This is a genomic window from Streptomyces sp. NPDC091271 (assembly GCF_044757505.1).
Lineage (GTDB): Bacteria > Actinomycetota > Actinomycetes > Streptomycetales > Streptomycetaceae > Streptomyces.
Window position 1 is genome coordinate 117,680 of the sequence record NZ_JBIVVD010000002.1, and the last position, 16,160, is coordinate 133,839.

Annotated in this window: 21 protein-coding genes; 11 read left to right on the plus strand and 10 right to left on the minus strand. The window is 70.4% G+C overall.

All coding sequences use genetic code 11. From position 1 onward, the window contains the following. The first annotated feature begins 60 nt into the window (after positions 1-60). On the plus strand, positions 61-1,008 hold the full coding sequence (locus tag ACIQM3_RS07960; protein WP_401622335.1) for a MerR family transcriptional regulator: 948 nt from the start codon (positions 61-63) through the stop codon (positions 1,006-1,008). Between the two features lie 29 nt (positions 1,009-1,037). On the opposite strand, the gene ACIQM3_RS07965 is transcribed toward ACIQM3_RS07960, so the two are convergent. Beyond that, positions 1,038-1,304, minus strand: coding sequence for a hypothetical protein (locus ACIQM3_RS07965; protein ID WP_401620394.1), 267 nt, complete (start codon positions 1,302-1,304; stop codon positions 1,038-1,040). A 242-nt stretch (positions 1,305-1,546) separates the two neighbouring features. On the opposite strand from ACIQM3_RS07965, the gene ACIQM3_RS07970 reads away from it, so the two are divergent. Further along, a complete protein-coding gene (locus tag ACIQM3_RS07970; protein ID WP_401620397.1) occupies positions 1,547-1,969 on the plus strand; it encodes a PPOX class F420-dependent oxidoreductase in 423 nt (140 codons plus the stop codon). Between the two features lie 185 nt (positions 1,970-2,154). After that, positions 2,155-2,586, plus strand: a complete 432-nt coding sequence (locus ACIQM3_RS07975; RefSeq protein WP_401620399.1) for a VOC family protein — start codon at positions 2,155-2,157, stop codon at positions 2,584-2,586. 76 nt (positions 2,587-2,662) lie between these two features. Here the strand turns inward: ACIQM3_RS07975 and ACIQM3_RS07980 are convergent, their stop codons facing one another. Further along, a complete protein-coding gene (locus ACIQM3_RS07980) occupies positions 2,663-3,430 on the minus strand; it encodes an NPP1 family protein (RefSeq protein ID WP_401620403.1) in 768 nt (255 codons plus the stop codon). A gap of 115 nt (positions 3,431-3,545) precedes the next feature. Then, entirely contained in the window at positions 3,546-4,685 is a 1,140-nt protein-coding gene (locus ACIQM3_RS07985) for a hypothetical protein (protein WP_401620405.1), read from the minus strand. Positions 4,686-4,869: 184 nt separating this feature from the next. Between ACIQM3_RS07985 and ACIQM3_RS07990 the strand changes: the two genes are divergently transcribed. Next, complete coding sequence (locus ACIQM3_RS07990; RefSeq protein WP_401622338.1) at positions 4,870-6,291, plus strand: hypothetical protein; 1,422 nt, start codon at positions 4,870-4,872, stop codon at positions 6,289-6,291. Positions 6,292-6,419: 128 nt separating this feature from the next. On the opposite strand, the gene ACIQM3_RS07995 is transcribed toward ACIQM3_RS07990, so the two are convergent. Together ACIQM3_RS07995 and ACIQM3_RS08000 are read right to left on the minus strand one after the other, a co-directional pair. Continuing rightward, entirely contained in the window at positions 6,420-7,241 is an 822-nt protein-coding gene (locus ACIQM3_RS07995; RefSeq protein WP_401620408.1) for a PepSY domain-containing protein, read from the minus strand. A 179-nt stretch (positions 7,242-7,420) separates the two neighbouring features. Then, positions 7,421-7,675 (minus strand): DUF5133 domain-containing protein, encoded by a 255-nt coding sequence (locus tag ACIQM3_RS08000; protein WP_401620410.1) that lies wholly within the window; start codon positions 7,673-7,675, stop codon positions 7,421-7,423. A 276-nt stretch (positions 7,676-7,951) separates the two neighbouring features. Here ACIQM3_RS08000 and ACIQM3_RS08005 point away from each other — a divergent pair, with 276 nt between their 5' ends. The 6 genes from ACIQM3_RS08005 to ACIQM3_RS08030 all read left to right on the plus strand — a co-directional run bounded on the left by ACIQM3_RS08005 (position 7,952) and on the right by ACIQM3_RS08030 (position 12,879). After that, positions 7,952-8,206, plus strand: coding sequence for a DUF6296 family protein (locus ACIQM3_RS08005; RefSeq protein WP_401620413.1), 255 nt, complete (start codon positions 7,952-7,954; stop codon positions 8,204-8,206). Between the two features lie 139 nt (positions 8,207-8,345). Continuing rightward, the gene (locus ACIQM3_RS08010) at positions 8,346-9,107 is read left to right on the plus strand and encodes a DeoR/GlpR family DNA-binding transcription regulator (protein ID WP_401622341.1); all 762 of its coding nucleotides are present in this window, start codon (positions 8,346-8,348) and stop codon (positions 9,105-9,107) included. Further along, positions 9,104-10,051 (plus strand): 1-phosphofructokinase, encoded by a 948-nt coding sequence (pfkB, locus tag ACIQM3_RS08015; protein ID WP_401620415.1) that lies wholly within the window; start codon positions 9,104-9,106, stop codon positions 10,049-10,051. The genes ACIQM3_RS08010 and pfkB overlap by 4 nt, the downstream gene beginning before the upstream one ends. Positions 10,052-10,132: 81 nt before the next feature. Further along, positions 10,133-12,109: a fructose-specific PTS transporter subunit EIIC gene (locus tag ACIQM3_RS08020; protein WP_401620418.1), complete on the plus strand. Its 1,977-nt coding sequence runs from the start codon at positions 10,133-10,135 to the stop codon at positions 12,107-12,109. A gap of 45 nt (positions 12,110-12,154) precedes the next feature. Then, on the plus strand, positions 12,155-12,442 hold the full coding sequence (locus tag ACIQM3_RS08025) for an HPr family phosphocarrier protein (RefSeq protein WP_401620421.1): 288 nt from the start codon (positions 12,155-12,157) through the stop codon (positions 12,440-12,442). A 2-nt stretch (positions 12,443-12,444) separates the two neighbouring features. Continuing rightward, entirely contained in the window at positions 12,445-12,879 is a 435-nt protein-coding gene (locus tag ACIQM3_RS08030) for a protein-tyrosine phosphatase family protein (RefSeq protein ID WP_401620423.1), read from the plus strand. Positions 12,880-12,907: 28 nt separating this feature from the next. Here ACIQM3_RS08030 and ACIQM3_RS08035 read toward each other — a convergent pair whose 3' ends face one another. Continuing rightward, on the minus strand, positions 12,908-13,192 hold the full coding sequence (locus ACIQM3_RS08035) for a hypothetical protein (RefSeq protein WP_104791202.1): 285 nt from the start codon (positions 13,190-13,192) through the stop codon (positions 12,908-12,910). A gap of 122 nt (positions 13,193-13,314) precedes the next feature. Further along, positions 13,315-13,746: a DUF2000 family protein gene (locus tag ACIQM3_RS08040; RefSeq protein WP_401620426.1), complete on the minus strand. Its 432-nt coding sequence runs from the start codon at positions 13,744-13,746 to the stop codon at positions 13,315-13,317. Between the two features lie 89 nt (positions 13,747-13,835). Here ACIQM3_RS08040 and ACIQM3_RS08045 point away from each other — a divergent pair, with 89 nt between their 5' ends. After that, entirely contained in the window at positions 13,836-14,642 is an 807-nt protein-coding gene (locus ACIQM3_RS08045) for an AraC family transcriptional regulator (protein WP_401620429.1), read from the plus strand. Here ACIQM3_RS08045 and ACIQM3_RS08050 read toward each other — a convergent pair. The 3 genes from ACIQM3_RS08050 to ACIQM3_RS08060 form a co-directional block, all read right to left on the minus strand. Continuing rightward, positions 14,636-15,148 carry a DUF664 domain-containing protein gene (locus ACIQM3_RS08050; protein WP_401620432.1) on the minus strand — a complete coding sequence of 171 codons (513 nt, stop codon included), beginning with the start codon at positions 15,146-15,148 and terminating at the stop codon, positions 14,636-14,638. The genes ACIQM3_RS08045 and ACIQM3_RS08050 overlap by 7 nt on opposite strands. An 88-nt stretch (positions 15,149-15,236) precedes the next feature. After that, the gene (locus ACIQM3_RS08055; RefSeq protein ID WP_401620435.1) at positions 15,237-15,470 is read right to left on the minus strand and encodes a hypothetical protein; all 234 of its coding nucleotides are present in this window, start codon (positions 15,468-15,470) and stop codon (positions 15,237-15,239) included. 8 nt (positions 15,471-15,478) lie between these two features. Beyond that, the gene (locus tag ACIQM3_RS08060; protein WP_401620437.1) at positions 15,479-16,147 is read right to left on the minus strand and encodes a TNT domain-containing protein; all 669 of its coding nucleotides are present in this window, start codon (positions 16,145-16,147) and stop codon (positions 15,479-15,481) included. Between the last annotated feature and the right edge of the window lie 13 nt (positions 16,148-16,160).

The window sequence follows — 16,160 nt, forward strand, 5'->3', positions numbered from 1 at the left end:
CGGATGCGGTTGGCGCAGCCCGCCTGAGTCTCCAGCGGGGGGAGACAGCACAGTGGGGGCCTGGACGGCGACGCGCTCTACTCGATCGGTGACCTGGCCCGGCGAACCGGCCTGACGGTGAAGACCATTCGGTTCTACTCCGACGCGGAGATCGTGCCGCCGACCGGCCGGACCCCGGCCGGGTACCGCCTCTACGACATCGACGCGATGAGCCGGCTCGACCTCGTACGCACATTGCGCGACCTCGGTCTCGACCTCGCTGTCATCAGGCAGGTCCTCGACCGGGAGGTCTCCGTACCGGACGTCGCCGCGGCTCACGCCGATGCCCTGGACGTGCAGATCCGCACCCTGCGTCTGCGCAGGGCAGTGCTGCGAGCGGTTGCCAGACGTGGCTCCACACCGGAGGAGTTGGATCTCGTGCACAGACTCGCCAAACTCTCCGACAACGAACGGCAGGAAGTGGTCCATGACTTCATCGACGACACCTTCGGCGGTCTCGACGCCAATCCTGATTTCGTCGCTCTCATGCGCTCGGCCATGCCTCAGCTCCCCGACGACCCGGCTCCCGAGCAGGTGGAAGCCTGGATCGAACTCGCCGAGCTCTGCCAGGACGCGGACTTCCGCGCCGCGGTGCGGCGGATGGCCGAACACCAGGCAGGGCAGCGGGCGGACGGAGACACCACGGGGCTGCACCACGAGCTGACCGAGTCGGTGCGCCAGGAGGTCGGCAAGGCCCTAGCGGCGGGAATCGAGCCCGCCTCCGCCGACGCGGCGCCGATTCTCGATTCCCTCACCGCCCTCTACGCCGAGACCTTCGCACGTACCGACGACACCGAGCTGCGCCACTGGCTCGTCACCCGGCTGGTAGCGGGCTCGGACCCGCGTGCGGAGGGCTACTGGCAGCTCCTCGGCGCCGTCAACGGGTGGCCGGTCCCGCCCAGCCTGGCACCGGTCTTCACGTGGTTCATCGCCGCCCTGCGTACGGGAGGGCACCCGGCACCGCGGTGACGGGGCCCGCGCAGGGGGAGGCGGACGCCTCAGGGGCTGTCCGCCTCCCAGGACCAGCGCCTCGGATCACCGGTCACAGGCCCGTACACGGCATGTCCTCCCGCACCGAACTTCCCGAGTTCCGTGCCCAGTGCGGCCCCTACGGCAAGGCGCTCCTCGGGCCAGCCGGTCACGTCCAGGAGCAGTCCGTCCAGCGGGCCGCCCACCAGCTCCACGTAGACGTGCCCGGGCCGCGGCCCCGGGTCGGGGTCGTCGTGGTCGGCGCCGTAGACGCGGCGCCTCATCAGTTCGTCCATGGCTCCAGCATCACAGCCACCACCGACAATTCCCTCCGTCACGCGACCGCGCCATGCCGCTCCCATGCGGAAGACGCGGGGCAGCGGCCCCACTCGGCGCGGCTGCTCGGCGCGGACGCGCAGCGTGGGGGGCGGTACCGGCCGCCGCCGACGTCGTGTGGCAGCGTGGAGGCGCGCCCTCCGAATCATCCGGTGTGGTTCACCGTCACAGGGAGGGCGCAGCACGAGACAGAGGAGAGAACATGTCGAAACCTCCGCTTCCCGAGGCCGCGGTGGCGATGCTCCGCAAGGCCAACTCGGCTGTGATCGCCACCCTTCGCTCGGACGGGCAGCCGGTGTCCACGGCCACCTGGTACCTCTGGGAGGACGGCCGGGTGCTGGTCAACATGGACGAGGGGCGCAAGCGCCTGGACCACGTACGCCGGGATCCCCGTGTCACCCTTACGGTGCTCGACGACTCCGACTGGTACACCCATGTGACCCTGATCGGGCGCGTCGTCGAGATGAGCGACGACGAGGGTCTGGCCGGCATCGACCGGCTGTCCCAGCAGTACCTCGGCCAGCCGTACGCGGACCGTGACCGTGCTCGGGTCAACGCCTGGATCGAGATCGACCGCTGGCACGGATGGGGTGGCTTCCGGGACAGCTCCCAGGCGGCGACCTGAGGCCTCTCGTCCGGGCCGTCCAGGGCCGGACGAAGATCGCTCCGGACGTCCCGGCGCCGACGCCCGGGCTCCCTCGCGGAGTAAATGGTCGAAGTACAGGCCTTGCTGGCGTTTCGGCGTGCGATGCGGCTCCCTCGTGGGCGACGGTGGACCTCCAGGCGAACCGGCTCTGCTGAGGAGGCTCCATGAACTGGACACTCGAGGTCATCCCGATCCCCGTCACCGACATGGACCGGGCGAAAGCGTTCTACACGGAGAAGGCGGGATTCACACTGGACCTGGACGACGAGGTCGCCCCCGGTATGCGCATCATCCAGATGACGCCACCGGGGTCGCGGTGTTCGATCGCCATGCTCAAGGGAATGCCCGCCTTCCCCGGAGAGAAGGTGATGGCTCCCGGCACGCTGCACGGTCTCCAGGTCTGTGTGACGGACATCGAGGCGGCACGCGAGGAGTTGGTGGGCCGGGGCGTGGACGTCTCCCCCATCCGGCACGTCGGCGCTACGGGCTGGGAGGAAGGCAAGGGGGACACCTGGAACTCGTTCATGTCCTTCGCCGATCCGGACGGGAACGGATGGGTGGTCCAGGAAGCGCCCTCCGAGCTGTCGGCCCGCTGAGTCTTCGCCGGGGCGGGTCACGCCGTCACCCGCCCCGGGCCGGGGCGGGCTCGCGACGTCACCCGCTCCTCGTACGTCAGGCGTTGGGGTCGAAAGGTATGCCGGCCGGTAGGGCCTTCTGCAGATGGGCGGCGAAGTTTCCGTCCTTGAGACCGAAGACCGCGCTCCCGAAGTCCGCCTGGACCAGCTTGTCCCGGAGGCCGTCCGGGTAGCCGTTCCAGCCGACGAGAGCCGGGAACCGCCATTCGCCGTAGTGGTTCTCCGGCGGTTCGTCGCCGGAATTCGCGGGGCGGAAGCAGTGGGTGCTCACACCGTCCTTGTGATAGACGATCTTGGGGTGGGTTCCGTCCCACCGGATCCGGTCACCGGCGTAGACGTCGAAGTCGCCGTGGGCGGAGGTGGATACGTAACGGGCCTCGTCGTTCTGGACCCACACCACGACGTGCTCCCAGTCGTGCCGGTGCCCGCCGAGCCCGCTGCCGGCCACCGCCTGGTCCTTCTCGAAGTAGAGCCCGTACATGACGGCACACCACCCGTTGTTGCACATGGAGCGGGCGTAGCCGTTGGTGTTGTCCAGATCCACGGCGTCGCGGCAACTTCCGTTGACCGCCCCGGTGGTGTTGAGGCCTGGGGCGATCGTTCCGTCGGGGCCGATCGCCGGTGTGGGGTAGCAGCCGTCGGTGTCGTAGTCGTACGCCGGCTGGAACGTCTGCTCCATCGCGTCCGCGTTCGCGGCCAGCGCGGCCGGCGGGGCGGCGAGCGCGCTGCTCGCCGAGGTGATGACCAGAGCGACGGCACTGGTCAGGACGAGTGCTGCCTTGCGGATCGGTGCGCTGCTTCTCACTGCGTCCTCCCGGTCGGCGCGTGAATGTGGGGGCACGCGCGCTACGCCTGACATGCCCATCACAAGCGTCTTGAATCCTGGGGATTCACGCGGGTCATGCGACGAAGGGCAACGCTCAGCGCGTGCGCTCACCCGAGGCCGTCGTCGCCCCGGGCGTGCGGTTCTGGGCCGCCTTGCCCGGGCGCAGGGTCCACGGCACCGGATCGGTGTTCATCAGCCAACCGTCGGCGATCAACCGGCGGATGACGTGGATACGTAGCTCCCGTGACATCTTCCCCCAGCCCAGCGCCTTGCAGAGCTGCTTCACGGAGGGCCCGTGACCGTGCGCGGCGCGGAAGGCGGCGGCGAACTCGGCGGCGGCGGGACCCTGGTCGGGGTACTTGACCTCCCAGGCGGCGTAGGCCGCGCGTACCTTCTCCTCGAACTGGGCGGGAACCGCCGTGCGCATGAAGGCCTCCGAGACCCTGGCCGTGGTCAGGGAGCACTCGGGACAGTGCTCAACCGCTTCGACGTGCCGCCGCAGGGCCACGCTCGCCCGGTCCTTCCACGCGTCCCAGCTCAGCCGCTCCGCCTCCGGCTCTTCGCGGGTCCTGGACGGGGTGTCGGACGGAGGACGCGTTCCCGACAGGTGACGGACGGCCTCGGAGAGCAGATACCGCTCACCGTCCAACTCGCACAGGAAACCCTTGGCGAGCAGTTCGGGCAGGGCGGCCCGGCAGTCGTCGGGCAGGTGGACAGGCAGCGTGCCGTGCTCGTCGGCCGGTCCGTGGGCGGCCAGGAACAGTGCGGCCAGTCGCGCGGCGGTCGAGGTCTTCTTGACCGGCTTGGCGGCCATGGTCCGGACCGTCCAGCCCGACACCCTGGACCGCATCACCTTACCGAAGGGCAGCCGGGGGTCCGGCCGGTCGGCGAGGTCCGGCACGGTGACGGCCACGGGGGTGACCATGTCCTCGCCGAGCAGAGCCTCCTGGCCCTGCCAGCCCAGTGCGGCGAAGGAGGTGACGGCACCCTCCGGGTCGGTGAGCCGCAGCGAACGCAGATCCTGCCCGGTGAGGTTGCCGATGCCTCGCCGGGCCGCCCGGATGGAGACGACGACCGCGAGAAGCTGTGCATCGGCTCCCTTCAGCGGCAGCGAGCCCACATAGGCCATGAGCGCGCGGGCCGCTTCTCCCTGGCGGGGCGTCAGCAGGAAGGGCTTCGGCTTCACCACCGGCGCGGCCGGGGCGGTGGGCGAGCTGGAGAAAGAAGTGGGCACGCCCTGTACAACGCGCACGAAGGGCGGAGGTCACCGTTCGTCCTGAAGTACGCGCCCGGGCGACCGCCGGTAAACGATATGAACGCAATGACGGGACCCCTGGCGGATGTCCCGGGCGTGGCTAGCATCGGCCGGCATGCACCGGAGCGAGAAGCCAGGAGGCAGTACCGTGTTCGCCTTTCTCATGCAGTCGCGTTCACGCAGGAGGCTGTCCACAGTGACGGCAGGCTGCGTCGCGGGGATTCTCGCCGCGGGCGTCATCGGCCCGGCCAGGCCCGCGGCCGCAGCGCCCGGCACGGTCGCCTGCCCGACGAGCCTGGCGGCGAAGGCCACGTGCTACGCCGGCCAGGATTCCCACGGCGCCCACTACACCGTCGCCATCCCCCACACATGGAACGGAACTCTGGTCATGCATGCCCACGGCGGACCCGACCTGGGCGAGGAGTCGGACCCGCAGCGCAGCGGCGACGACCTGGAGCGCTGGTCGGTCATGGTCGACGAGGGCTACGCCTGGGCGGGTTCGGCCTACCGTCGCGGCGGATACGGGACGAGGATGGCGGCCGCGGACACGGAGAATCTGCGCCGGCTGTTCACCGAGAGGTTCGGTCGCCCGGGCACCACCCTGATCCATGGGCAGTCCTGGGGCGGGAACGTGGCCGCGAAGACCATCGAGATGTACGGCGGCGCCGGCTCGCCCTACGACGGCGCGCTGCTCACGAACGGTGTCCTCGCGGGCGGCTCCCGCGGCTACGACTACCGGGTGGACCTCCGCGTCGTCTACCAGTACTACTGCCGGAACCACCCACGCCCGTCCGAACCGTCGTACCCCCTGTGGATGGGGCTCCGCGAGGATTCGGCCATGACCGGGGCGGGTCTGCGCGCCAGGCTCCAGGAGTGCACGGGCTACGCCTCGCAGCCCGCGGACCGGACGCCCCTCCAGCAGCGGAACCTGGACGACATCCTCGCGGTCACGAAGATCCCCGAACGCACCCTTGAGTCGCACCTCTCCTTCGCGACCTTCACCTTCCGCGACATCGTCCGGCGACTCGGCCTGCGCAGCCCCTTCAGCAACCAGCACGTGCGCTACAGCGGCTCGCACGACGACGCGGCACTGAACGCCGGGGTCGAGCGGTTCTCCGCCGATGCCTCGGCGCGGCGCGACCTGTCGTACGACAGTGATGTGACCGGAGCGGTGTCCGTCCCGGTGCTGTCCATGCACGCCATCGACGACCCGACAGCCTTCGCCGAGCACGAGGCGGCGTACCGCGACAGTCTGGAGGGCGCCCACCGCGACCGTCACCTCGTGCAGACCTTCACACAGGAGCGCGAGCACAGCGGTCTCAGCACGGCGGAGTACGCCGCCGCGGTCTCGGCGCTGTCCGGGTGGGTACGGACGGGCCGTAAGCCGACCCCGTCGTCCGTCGCGTCCTCCTGCCCCGCCTTCGACGCCGATTACGGGACCGGGTGTTTCTTCCGGCCGGACCACAGTCCCGCCTCCTATGCCTCGCGGGTGAACCCTCGTGCGGGGGCCACACACTGGCCCGCGATGACGAGGGCCCAGGAGAGGAGGTGGAGCCGCCTCGGGAACGTCGGGATCGCGCCCTGATCGTGGAGGCGGGCGCCCGGTGTGTGCTCGCCCCGGGCGCAAAGGGGTCCGGGGCGACGGCTCGGGGAACGCACATCGGTGGCGCACCGCCTTGCGGTCCGCCACCGATGAGCCCGTTCGTCCTGTGATCAGTCCTCGTCGATCTGCTCGTCCGTGATCGTGCCCTTCACCGCGTCCACGTCGAAGGTGGTCTTGTTGTATCCCTTGGAGACGACGTCGACCTTCCAGACCAGAACCTGGCTGTCGTTCTCGTCGAGGGCCATCGAGGTTACCCAGCCCTTCTGCCTGCTCATGGCGGCCTTCGCGACCTGCTGGGGCGTCTGCGTCGCCTTGGCGATCTGGGCGGCCAGCTCCTGCTTGTCCTCAGCACTCTGATCGGCATCCGGTGAGAAGTCGACGACCTTGCCGGACACCGCGTCGATGGTCACGTTGTGTGCGGTGCCGTCCTTCTCCACAACCTCCGCGACCCACTTCGGGCTGGTGGAGCTGCCGCTCGGGCTGGGACTTCCGGTCCCGCTCGGGCTGCCGCTGGCCTCGGGGCTCGGACTGGCACTGCCGCTCGGGCTGGGGCTGCCGGTGGCGTCGTCGTCGTCCTCGTCGTCGAGGCCCTCGAGGTCCAGATCGGTCAGCTTGCCACCCGACACCTCACCGATGGCCGTCGTGACGGCCTTGTCGGCGGTGATCTTGACGGTCGACAGCAGTTCCTTGCGCTCGGTCTGCTCCGCGGTCAGCTGCGCCGTCTCGGAGGGGCTGCCCGAAGGGCTGGTCGTCTGGTTCGGAAGGACCTTCGCAGCCTCTGAGGTCTCCGCGGCGGTCTTGTCACCGCTGTCCTGACCGCAACCGGTCACGAGAGTGGCGGCAAGAGCGGCGGCGCACAGGGCACCCCCGGTCACGCGGAGTCGGCGGGTACGCGGGGAAACGGTCTTGTTTCGACGGGGCTCAGATCTCATGCTTGCATGCCTAGCCGCCTCCGCTGACAGTCATGTTGTCCGACCGGCGGGTATCACCCGTTCGACGGCACCGTCCGCCCATTCGGCGTGTCGTACGGTTCCGCACCCGGGGACTGGCCACACAAGCGAATGACGCCGGTTCGGAGAACCGGCGTCATCCCTGTGGGCACTGTGTGGAGTCAGGCCGTCAGCTGCACCTCGGCAGCACCCGTCGCCGGGCCCAGCGATCCAGCCGACGGCACGGCGCGCAACTGGGCCGCCGCGGCAGCCAGGGCGTCGGGCACGGTCCTGGTTCCGGTCGTGACGCAGAGAGTGTAGGAGACGTCTTCGAGTCGACGGCTGCTCTCGGACGTGCCCAGCCGTGCGTGGGAGCTTCGCAGTGTCTCGTAGCGCTTGACGAGATTCCGCAGCGTTGCGGGATTGGCCATCAGCACGGCAGTTCCTCTCCACAGGGCGGCCGGGAGCCCGTGGGCCCCGCGCCGACGAAGTCCGATCGCGCCGGCGGTTCCGCCTGGCGTCACGGGCGGCCGTGCGAAGCTGACAGCACGCGTCCGGTCCCTTGCAGAAGATGGTCGCCCCGCCTCACCCATTCCGCATCCGCAGTCACGGAAGGTCACCCGCCCGTGCTCCCGGAGCGCCGCGAGCTCCGGTGGGAAACAATGGAGATGACGGGCGAGCGGCTACTGCCGGGCCCGGTCGGGAGGTGTGTCATGGATTACCCGGTGAGTTACGAGCTCATATTCCAGGCGGGCGGCGCCGAGGACGACGTGGTCGTCGTCCACCTCACGGACCGATCCGGCGCGGGTGGTTATCCGGTCTACGCGGACGAGACAGGCATCGTGCGTGCCGAAATCAGCGGGCGCGGTGAGGTGCGCATGCAGGCGAGCGGCGGCCATCAGGTCCTGGGGGCGCCTCTGCTGGCCCGGCCACTGAGCCCGCGAACCGCCACCCACGGCACCGGCTGAGGAGTCCCGGGCCGCCGTATCGCCGTTCCCTTAGCCCGTTCATGCCCATTCTTCGCCCGAATGTGTTTACTTTCCCGAGGTGCGACCGTAGTCTGCCGATGAACCAACAGACTCGGGCATGAAACGGAAACGTAACCACATGTACGCACCGGAGCGGCAGCAAGAGATTCTCCGCATCGCCGGCGAGAGCGGGCGCGTCGACGTGCTGTCCCTGGCCGAGGAGTTCCAGGTGACGGCGGAGACGATTCGGCGTGACCTCAAGACGCTCGACCGGGCGGGACTCCTCCGCCGGGTGCACGGCGGCGCGATTCCGGCCGGACGGCTCGGTTTCGAGCCGGATCTCGCCGAGCGCGACACGGTGGCGGCCGACGAGAAGGACCGGATCGCCGCCGCCGCTCTGGGCGAACTCCCCGCCGAGGGCAACATCATCATCGACGCCGGGACGACGACCGTGAGGCTGGCCGGCGCCGTCCCCCTCGACTCGCGCCTCACCGTGGTCACCCACGCTCTGCCGGTGGCCGCTCGCCTCTCCGATCATCCGGGGATCGCCCTGCATCTGGTCGGCGGCAGGGTCCGGCACCGTACCCGCGCGGCCGTCGACGCCTGGGCGCTGAGCGCGTACGCCGAGATCAACGCCGATGTCGTCTTCCTCGCCACGAACGGCTTCTCCCCCGACGGCGGCCTGACCACTCCGGATCTGGCCGAGGCGGCCGTGAAGCGTGCCGTGATCGCGGCGGCCCGCAGGGTGGTACTCCTCGCCGACTCGGGCAAGTCCGGGCAGGAGCACTTCGCGCGCTTCGGCGATCTCTCCCACGTCGACCTGCTGATCACCGATACGGGGCTGAGCCCCGAGGACGCCCGGGCCATCGAGAGCCGGGGCACGGAAGTGGTACGCGCATGATCCTGACCGTCACCCCCAATCCGAGCCTGGACCGCACGTACGAACTGGCCGGGCTCACCCGTGGCGCCGTCCTCCGGGCCACCGCGGACCGTGTCGACCCCGGCGGCAAGGGCGTCAACGTCTCCCGCGCGGTTGCCGCCGCCGGGCACCGTACGGTGGCTGTCGCACCGCTGGGCGGCCCCGAGGGAGCGTTGCTGGCCCGGCTGCTCGGAGAGCACGGCATCGAGTCCGCGGGGGTGCCCATCGTCGGCAGCACCCGTATCAACATCACCCTCGTCGAACCCGACGGCACGCTCACCAAGGTGAACGCCGCGGGTCCCGAGCTCGCCCCTGCCGAGGCCGAGCGCCTGCTGGAGACCGTCCGGAGCCGGTCGGCGGGCGCGGACTGGATCGCCTGCTGCGGAAGTCTGCCGCGCGGACTGCCCGCGCAGTGGTACGCCGAACTGGTCGCCCGCAGCCACCGGGCCGGGGTCCGGATCGCGCTCGACACCTCCGGCGCCGCGCTCGTCGCCGCGCTGAGTGAGCGGCCGGACGTGATCAAGCCGAACGTCCAGGAGCTCGCCGAGGCCGTGGGCCGTCCGCTCGCGACGGTCGGTGACGCGCTCAAGGCGGCGCAGGAGCTCTGCGAGCTCGGCGCGCGTTCGGTGCTCGCCAGCCTCGGCGCCGTCGGGCAGCTGCTGGTGGAACCGTCCGGTGCGCACTTCGCCGTGGCGCGGGTGGATGCCGTCCGGAGCGACGTCGGTGCGGGGGACGCCTCGCTCGCGGGGTTCCTGTCCGCCGGCGGAACGGGCCGGGCGGCGCTGTCGGCCGCTGTGGCGCACGGCGCCGCCGCCGTGCAGCTGCCCGGAAGCGCCATGCCGACGCCCGCCGACCTCGATCCGTCCGCGGTGGTCACCACCTCGGACATCCCCCTGGACCTGACTCTCACGGAACAGGCCGCATGACCACCCTCGTCCCTGTCCATTCGTTCGACGCCCCCGTCCCCCGCCCCGTTCCCGGGCGGTCCACGAGCAAGGAGCCCCGCGATGAGTGAGCTCATCACCGCGGAACTGGTCGATCTCGATCTTTCCGCCGAGACGAAGAGCGAGGCCGCCCGTTCACTGGCCGGGCGGATGGTCGAGGCCGGCCGCGTCACGGACCTCGACGGTTTTCTCGCCGACGTGGCGGCCCGCGAGGCCCAGATGCCGACCGGCCTGGACGGCGGCATCGGCATTCCGCACTGCCGGAGCGAGCATGTCACCGAGCCGACGCTGGCCTTCGGCCGCAGCGCCGCGGGTATCGACTTCGGTGCTGCGGACGGCCCCGCGGATCTCGTCTTCCTGATAGCCGCGCCCGCGGGTGCGGACGACGATCACCTCACCATCCTGTCGAGCCTGGCACGCCGGCTCATGGACCCCGGCTTCACCGGCGCCCTGCGGGCGGAGGGTTGTCCCGCCGCCGCGGCGGCCCTGATCCGCGGCGAAGAGGTCCCCGCGGCGGTTCCGGCCCCAAAGGACACCGCGGCGGAGAAGGAGGCGGCCGAACCGTTCCGCATCGTCGCCGTCACGTCCTGTCCGACCGGAATCGCGCACACGTACATGGCCGCCGAGTCGCTGGAGGCGGCCGCGCGCGCCCAGGGTGTCGTCCTGGACGTCGAGACGCAGGGATCCGCGGGCTTCGAGCGGCTGGATCCGGCGGTGATCGCCGCCGCCGACGCAGTCATCTGGGCGCACGACGTCGACGTACGGGAGAAGACCAGGTTCGGCGGTAAGCCGGTGGTCGACGCCGGGGTGAAGGCCGGAATCAACCGGCCTGCCGAGCTCATCGCCGAGGCCCGGCGCAAGGCCGAGCGCGGAGAGGTCAGCGGGGTCGCCGACGGTCCCGCCGAGCCGGGGTCCGGCACGGGCGGTTCAGCGGGGGCGTCCGGTCACTTCGGTGTCCGGCTCCGTATCTATCTGATGTCCGGGGTCAGTTACATGGTGCCGTTCGTCGCCGCCGGGGGGCTGCTCATCGCCCTCTCGTTCGCGATCGGCGGCTACGAGATCGCGAGCGCGAAGTCGGTGGCCGACCACTTCGTCTGGGGCGAGGCGGCCAGCTGGGCCGCCCTGCTGAACCAGATCGGCACTGCGGCCTTCGGCTTCCTGGTCCCGGTGCTGGCGGGGTACATCGCCTACGGGATGGCGGACCGGCCTGCGCTCGTCCCCGGATTCGTCGGTGGTGCCATCGCGCTCACCATCGACGCGGGCTTCCTCGGCGGACTGGTCGCGGGGCTGCTGGCCGGTGCGGCGGTGATGGCGATCCAGCGGGTGAAGGTGCATCCCACGCTGCGCGGCATCATGCCGGTGCTGGTGATCCCCCTGCTCGCGTCGATCGCGGTCGGATTCCTGATGTTCATCGTGGTCGGCAAGCCGATCGCCTCCCTCCAGAACGCCCTCACCGACTGGCTGAACGGGCTGTCCGGTTCCAACGCGGTGATCCTCGGCGTCGTCCTCGGCCTGATGATGTGCTTCGACATGGGCGGCCCGCTGAACAAGGTCGCGTACGCCTTCGCGGTCGGCGGGCTGGCCGATCCGACGCCGGGCAGTCTCAAGGTCATGGCCGCGGTGATGGCGGCCGGCATGGTGCCTCCACTGGCGATGGCCCTCGCGACGACCGTACGCCGCCGGCTGTTCACCCGGACCGAGCGGGAGAACGGCAGGGCCGCGTGGGTGCTGGGCGCCTCGTTCATCACCGAGGGCGCGATCCCGTTCGCCGCCGCCGACCCCCTGCGGGTCATCCCCTCCGTGATGGCCGGCGGGGCTGTCACGGGCGCGCTGTCCATGGCGTTCGGCTGTACGCTCCGGGCCCCGCACGGTGGTGTCTTCGTCGTGCCGCTCATCGGCGAGCCGTTCCTCTACCTGCTGGCGATCGCCGCCGGCACCGCGGTGTCCACCACTCTGGTCGTCACCCTCAAGGGCGTGCGGCGGAGCCCTGAGGCCGCCGCAACGGCCGACGACGGGGCCGACGTCGCAGTGGCCGCCTGATCCCCGTCCTCCCCCGAACACCCTCTTCGACCCTGGAGTGAAACCGTGTACCAGCGCACCGTATCCGTCGGATCCCGCAGCGGCCTGCACGCCCGCCCCGCCTCGCTCTTCGTCCAGGCGGCGATGCGGCAGCCGGTCCCCGTGACCGTCGCACGCGAGGGCAGCGCCCCGGTCGACGCCCGGAGCATGCTCTCGGTGCTCGCCCTGGCCGCTCAGCACGGCGATGCGCTCGTACTGTCAGCCGTGGGCGAAAGCGCGCAGGACGCGGTCGAGGAGCTGGCTAGCCTGCTGTCCCGGGACCTCGACAGCAAGGACCTCGACAGCAAGGACTGAGCATGACGGAGACCTGGAACCCGGCCGCTGAGGGCGTGTTGCGCCTGCCCTCGGGCCGGCTGGTCCGTGGCCGCGGTCTGAGACGTCCGCTCCCCACGGGACCGGAGCCGACCTTCGCCGTCCATCTGCTGGGGGGTCCTCCGCCCCCGGTGGCCTGGGAGTCGCGGTGGCTGCGCTGGCCCGACTTCCGCCTGCCCTCCGACAGGAGCGCGGCGCGCACCGTGCTGAAGGAGGCGTGGAACAGAGCGCCGGGTGAGCGGGTGGAGGTCGCCTGCGCGGGCGGCCGCGGACGAACCGGTACGGCTCTGGCCTGCCTGGCCGTACTGGACGGGGTCCCGGCGGAGGAAGCCGTCGCTTTCGTCCGCCGGAACTATCACCCCAAGGCTGTGGAGACGCCTTGGCAGCGGCGGTATGTGGTGCGCTTCGCGGGAGACTGATCACCTGCCACGCCGACGGTGCGTGTCACTACACCGTGTGCGGAGCCGGAACCGTGGCTCCGCCGCCGGCGCGTACCGCCTCGACGACGCTTTGGTGGAGGGCCCTGCTCGCCTCCTCGGACGGGCAGGGCACCGGACTGCCGGCCAGTGTGAACCAGTCCGAGGCCCCGCTGTACTGGACAGCGACCTCGGCCTGCTTCTCGGTCCACGTCGTGTGTACGGTCAGATCACCGCTCACGACACCAACCTCTTCGGTGCGCACTCCGCCGGTTCCCGCGAAGACACCGAGGGTGGTCCACGATGCCCAGTTCATGACGCGTCGCCTTTCGGGACAATGACAAGCCTGTCAAGCGGACTGTCTCGAGTATGGCACCAGGAACCCTCACCCGCACGGGTGTGTCCGTGAGTATCCGACCGGTGACGCCCGGGCGCCGGTCAGGGGTGCATGGAGGCACCCTTGAGGATCTTGTCGACGGCGTTGCGCGGGCCGTACACGGCCAGGCCCACCAGATCCATCCCGTCCCTGCGCACCGCCCGGACGGCCGCCCTGTTGGCCTCGTCATGGCCGGTCGCGAAGAGGTCGGAAGTGAACACGGCAAGGGTCACGCCTCTGCTGACCGCCTTGGTGTGCGCGGTCGTCAGGAGCTCCTTGGACCCGGCGAACACGAGAACGGGCTGCCGGAACATGGGCAGGTAGGAGGTGTCGTCGGCGTCGGCGTACGGTTCACCGATCACCTCGGGGACCTGTGTGCCGAGGCCGCTCACCAGGAAGGCGGTGACGTTGAGGCGCTGCCAGGTCTCGAGGTCGTCGCGGAGCAGCACCGCGATCTTGGTGTCGAAGCGTACGGGGGCGTTGTCGTCGGTCATGCCAGGAGTCTGCCGAGCCCGGCAGGCGGCCGTCTTGTACGAAGTTTGCACGTCGTCGGGGTTCCGGCACGCTCTTGTACGCTTCGCACATGGGTGCACGTCCGGACATCACCGCGTGGCGTCCGCGCGTCGAGGGGATCGACGAGGTCTTCCACGCGCACTTCGCCGACCACGCCTATCCCATGCACACGCACGACGCGTGGACGCTGCTCATCGTCGACGAGGGAATGGTCCGCTACGACCTGGACCGCCATGAGCACGGAGCGCCCAGTTCGGTGGTGACGCTGCTGCCTCCGCACGTGCCGCACAACGGCGACGCGGCGACCCCTGGAGGGTTCCGCAAGCGTGTCCTGTATCTGAACACCGCACAGATCGACGCGGATCTCGTGGGGCGCGCGGTCGACCGGCCCGTGCTGCGGGATCCGCGGCTGCGCCTCCGTGTCGACCAGTTGCACCGGACGCTCGAGCGCCCCGGCGACGAGCTGGAGGCCCAGAGCCGTCTCGCCCTCGTCTCCGAACGTCTCGCGGGGCACCTGTGGGGCGACGAGCCCGTCGCCCCACAGGTGCCCGACAGCCGCATCGCGTACGCCCTCCGGGATCTGCTCGACCAGCACTTCGTGGAAGGGCTGACGCTCCGAGAGGCCGCGGAGCGTCTCCACGCCCATCACACGCACCTGGTACGTGCCTTCAGCAGGGAGTTCGGCATGGCTCCGCACCAGTATCTGACGGGGCGTCGTGTCGATCTGGCCCGCCGCCTGCTGCTCGGTGGGATGCGCGGACCGGAGGTCGCGGCCACGGTCGGGTTCTACGACCAGGCCCACTTCTCCCGGCACTTCAAGCGGGTGGTCGGCACGAGTCCGGGGCACTACGCGCGCACCGGTTCCGCGTCCTACTGACGGCGTTCCAGCGCGCCACGGACGAACGCCGCCTGCCCGGCGTGCTGCAAATCGTCGGCGATGACGCTGATCAGCCGCACCCCGAGGGTCACCGGCGGCGACCAGGCGTCGTCCACGACGCGGTCCAGGGCCCGGCCGTCGAGTCCCCGGACGAAGCCGAGGGTCTGCTCGTGCACGGCGTCGAAGTAGCCGAGGAGGAGATCGTCCGACGCCACGGTCACAGAGCCCACCTGCGCGCTGCTGTGGCCGTAGCCGGTCGAGCCCTTCTCGAGGGGCAGTTCGAAGCGGGACGCCCAGTCCTTCGCGAACCAGACCTGCTCGGTGCCCGCCGCGTCGGCGACGTGGTCGTCCTGGACGCGGGTGAGGTGCCACACGAGCCAGGCGATGGAGTTCGCGTCGTCGTCGAGCCTGGCGTTGAGGTCCTCGGGCGGGAGACCCTCGACTGCGGCGTGCACCGCTTCATGGATGCGTTCGAACGCATCGGCGAGAATGCCTGCACTGTTCATACGACCACCATGGCCGCTCCGCGGACGGGGCCCCGACTTCGACACGCGGCCGTCACGCTCGAGCGCGCAGGCGTTCCGCCGCCCCCCGTCAGACGAGCAGACGCAGGAGGTGCGCGCATGCGGCCGCCTCGTCCGGGTGCCGGGCGATCACCTCGTAGCTGCCGCGCTCGTACGCGCCGGTCTCCCACACCCCGTCGGGCGCCTTCCTCAGGAAGAGGAAGTCAGTGGGTGTGGGGGCCGGTTCGTGAACGCCCTCGATCCGGTAGTAGCCGTCGTCCACGCCCGCCGCGTGAAGGGCGGCACGCAGTTCCTGGCGTTCCATGGCGGGTACTACGCCCCCGCGGGGGTGAGGTAGGCGTGGTCCAGCAGCCACTTCACGTTGAGGCGCTGGCCCGCGCCCGGGTCGAGGAAGACGGCGTCGAGCTTGATCTGCTGGCCCCCGCCGGGCTGCTCGAACCACGGTGCGATGCCGCCCTGCCAGACCCAGAACGGCTTGGCCACCTTGTAGACGCGGTAGTCACAAGGGACGGCGGCATCACGGGTGTTGAGGTTCTGCGGAGGCAGGGCACGCTCCTTGTAGGCGTCACCGGCCGGTGCGAGGTAGGCGCCGTACTCCGATCCGAAGCGGTCCAGGCGCTGACCGGTGCGCAGCTTGGCGGGCTCCTTGTCCACCTCACCGTTGACTTCGGCGAAGCCGTCGTTGGGCGGATACTTCCAGCCGCCCGTGTCCGCCGGCCCCTCCCAGTACTTGTTCAGGAAGGCGGAGGGAGACAGGCCGCCCGTGCGCTTGTACCCCTTGAGCAGCGGGCCGACGGGTGCCTGCTTCGTGGAGGGGAGCCACTGGGGGCCCAGTCGCGCGTCCCCGAGGAACTCGCCGGTGCAGGGATCGTGGACGACTGCCGCCGCGCGGTTCTCGTGCGGTGCGGCGTTGGCAGCGGGAGCGGCCACCAGGCCGGCGGCGATGCCGACTGCGGCAAGTGCGGTACGGATACGGTTCATTCGGGGGTCCCCT

Coding starts and splice junctions, on each gene's coding strand:
- ACIQM3_RS08035 (WP_104791202.1), bottom strand. CDS start 13,192: ATGAACTGGGCATCGTGGACCACCCTCGGTGTCTTCGCGGGAACCGGC.
- ACIQM3_RS07990 (WP_401622338.1), top strand. CDS start 4,870: ATGCAGTCGCGTTCACGCAGGAGGCTGTCCACAGTGACGGCAGGCTGC.
- ACIQM3_RS08045 (WP_401620429.1), top strand. CDS start 13,836: ATGGGTGCACGTCCGGACATCACCGCGTGGCGTCCGCGCGTCGAGGGG.
- ACIQM3_RS08010 (WP_401622341.1), top strand. CDS start 8,346: ATGTACGCACCGGAGCGGCAGCAAGAGATTCTCCGCATCGCCGGCGAG.
- ACIQM3_RS08005 (WP_401620413.1), top strand. CDS start 7,952: ATGGATTACCCGGTGAGTTACGAGCTCATATTCCAGGCGGGCGGCGCC.
- ACIQM3_RS08030 (WP_401620423.1), top strand. CDS start 12,445: ATGACGGAGACCTGGAACCCGGCCGCTGAGGGCGTGTTGCGCCTGCCC.
- ACIQM3_RS08020 (WP_401620418.1), top strand. CDS start 10,133: ATGAGTGAGCTCATCACCGCGGAACTGGTCGATCTCGATCTTTCCGCC.
- ACIQM3_RS08055 (WP_401620435.1), bottom strand. CDS start 15,470: ATGGAACGCCAGGAACTGCGTGCCGCCCTTCACGCGGCGGGCGTGGAC.
- ACIQM3_RS08050 (WP_401620432.1), bottom strand. CDS start 15,148: ATGAACAGTGCAGGCATTCTCGCCGATGCGTTCGAACGCATCCATGAA.
- ACIQM3_RS07970 (WP_401620397.1), top strand. CDS start 1,547: ATGTCGAAACCTCCGCTTCCCGAGGCCGCGGTGGCGATGCTCCGCAAG.
- ACIQM3_RS08040 (WP_401620426.1), bottom strand. CDS start 13,746: ATGACCGACGACAACGCCCCCGTACGCTTCGACACCAAGATCGCGGTG.
- pfkB (WP_401620415.1), top strand. CDS start 9,104: ATGATCCTGACCGTCACCCCCAATCCGAGCCTGGACCGCACGTACGAA.
- ACIQM3_RS08060 (WP_401620437.1), bottom strand. CDS start 16,147: ATGAACCGTATCCGTACCGCACTTGCCGCAGTCGGCATCGCCGCCGGC.
- ACIQM3_RS07975 (WP_401620399.1), top strand. CDS start 2,155: ATGAACTGGACACTCGAGGTCATCCCGATCCCCGTCACCGACATGGAC.
- ACIQM3_RS07995 (WP_401620408.1), bottom strand. CDS start 7,241: ATGAGATCTGAGCCCCGTCGAAACAAGACCGTTTCCCCGCGTACCCGC.
- ACIQM3_RS07965 (WP_401620394.1), bottom strand. CDS start 1,304: ATGGACGAACTGATGAGGCGCCGCGTCTACGGCGCCGACCACGACGAC.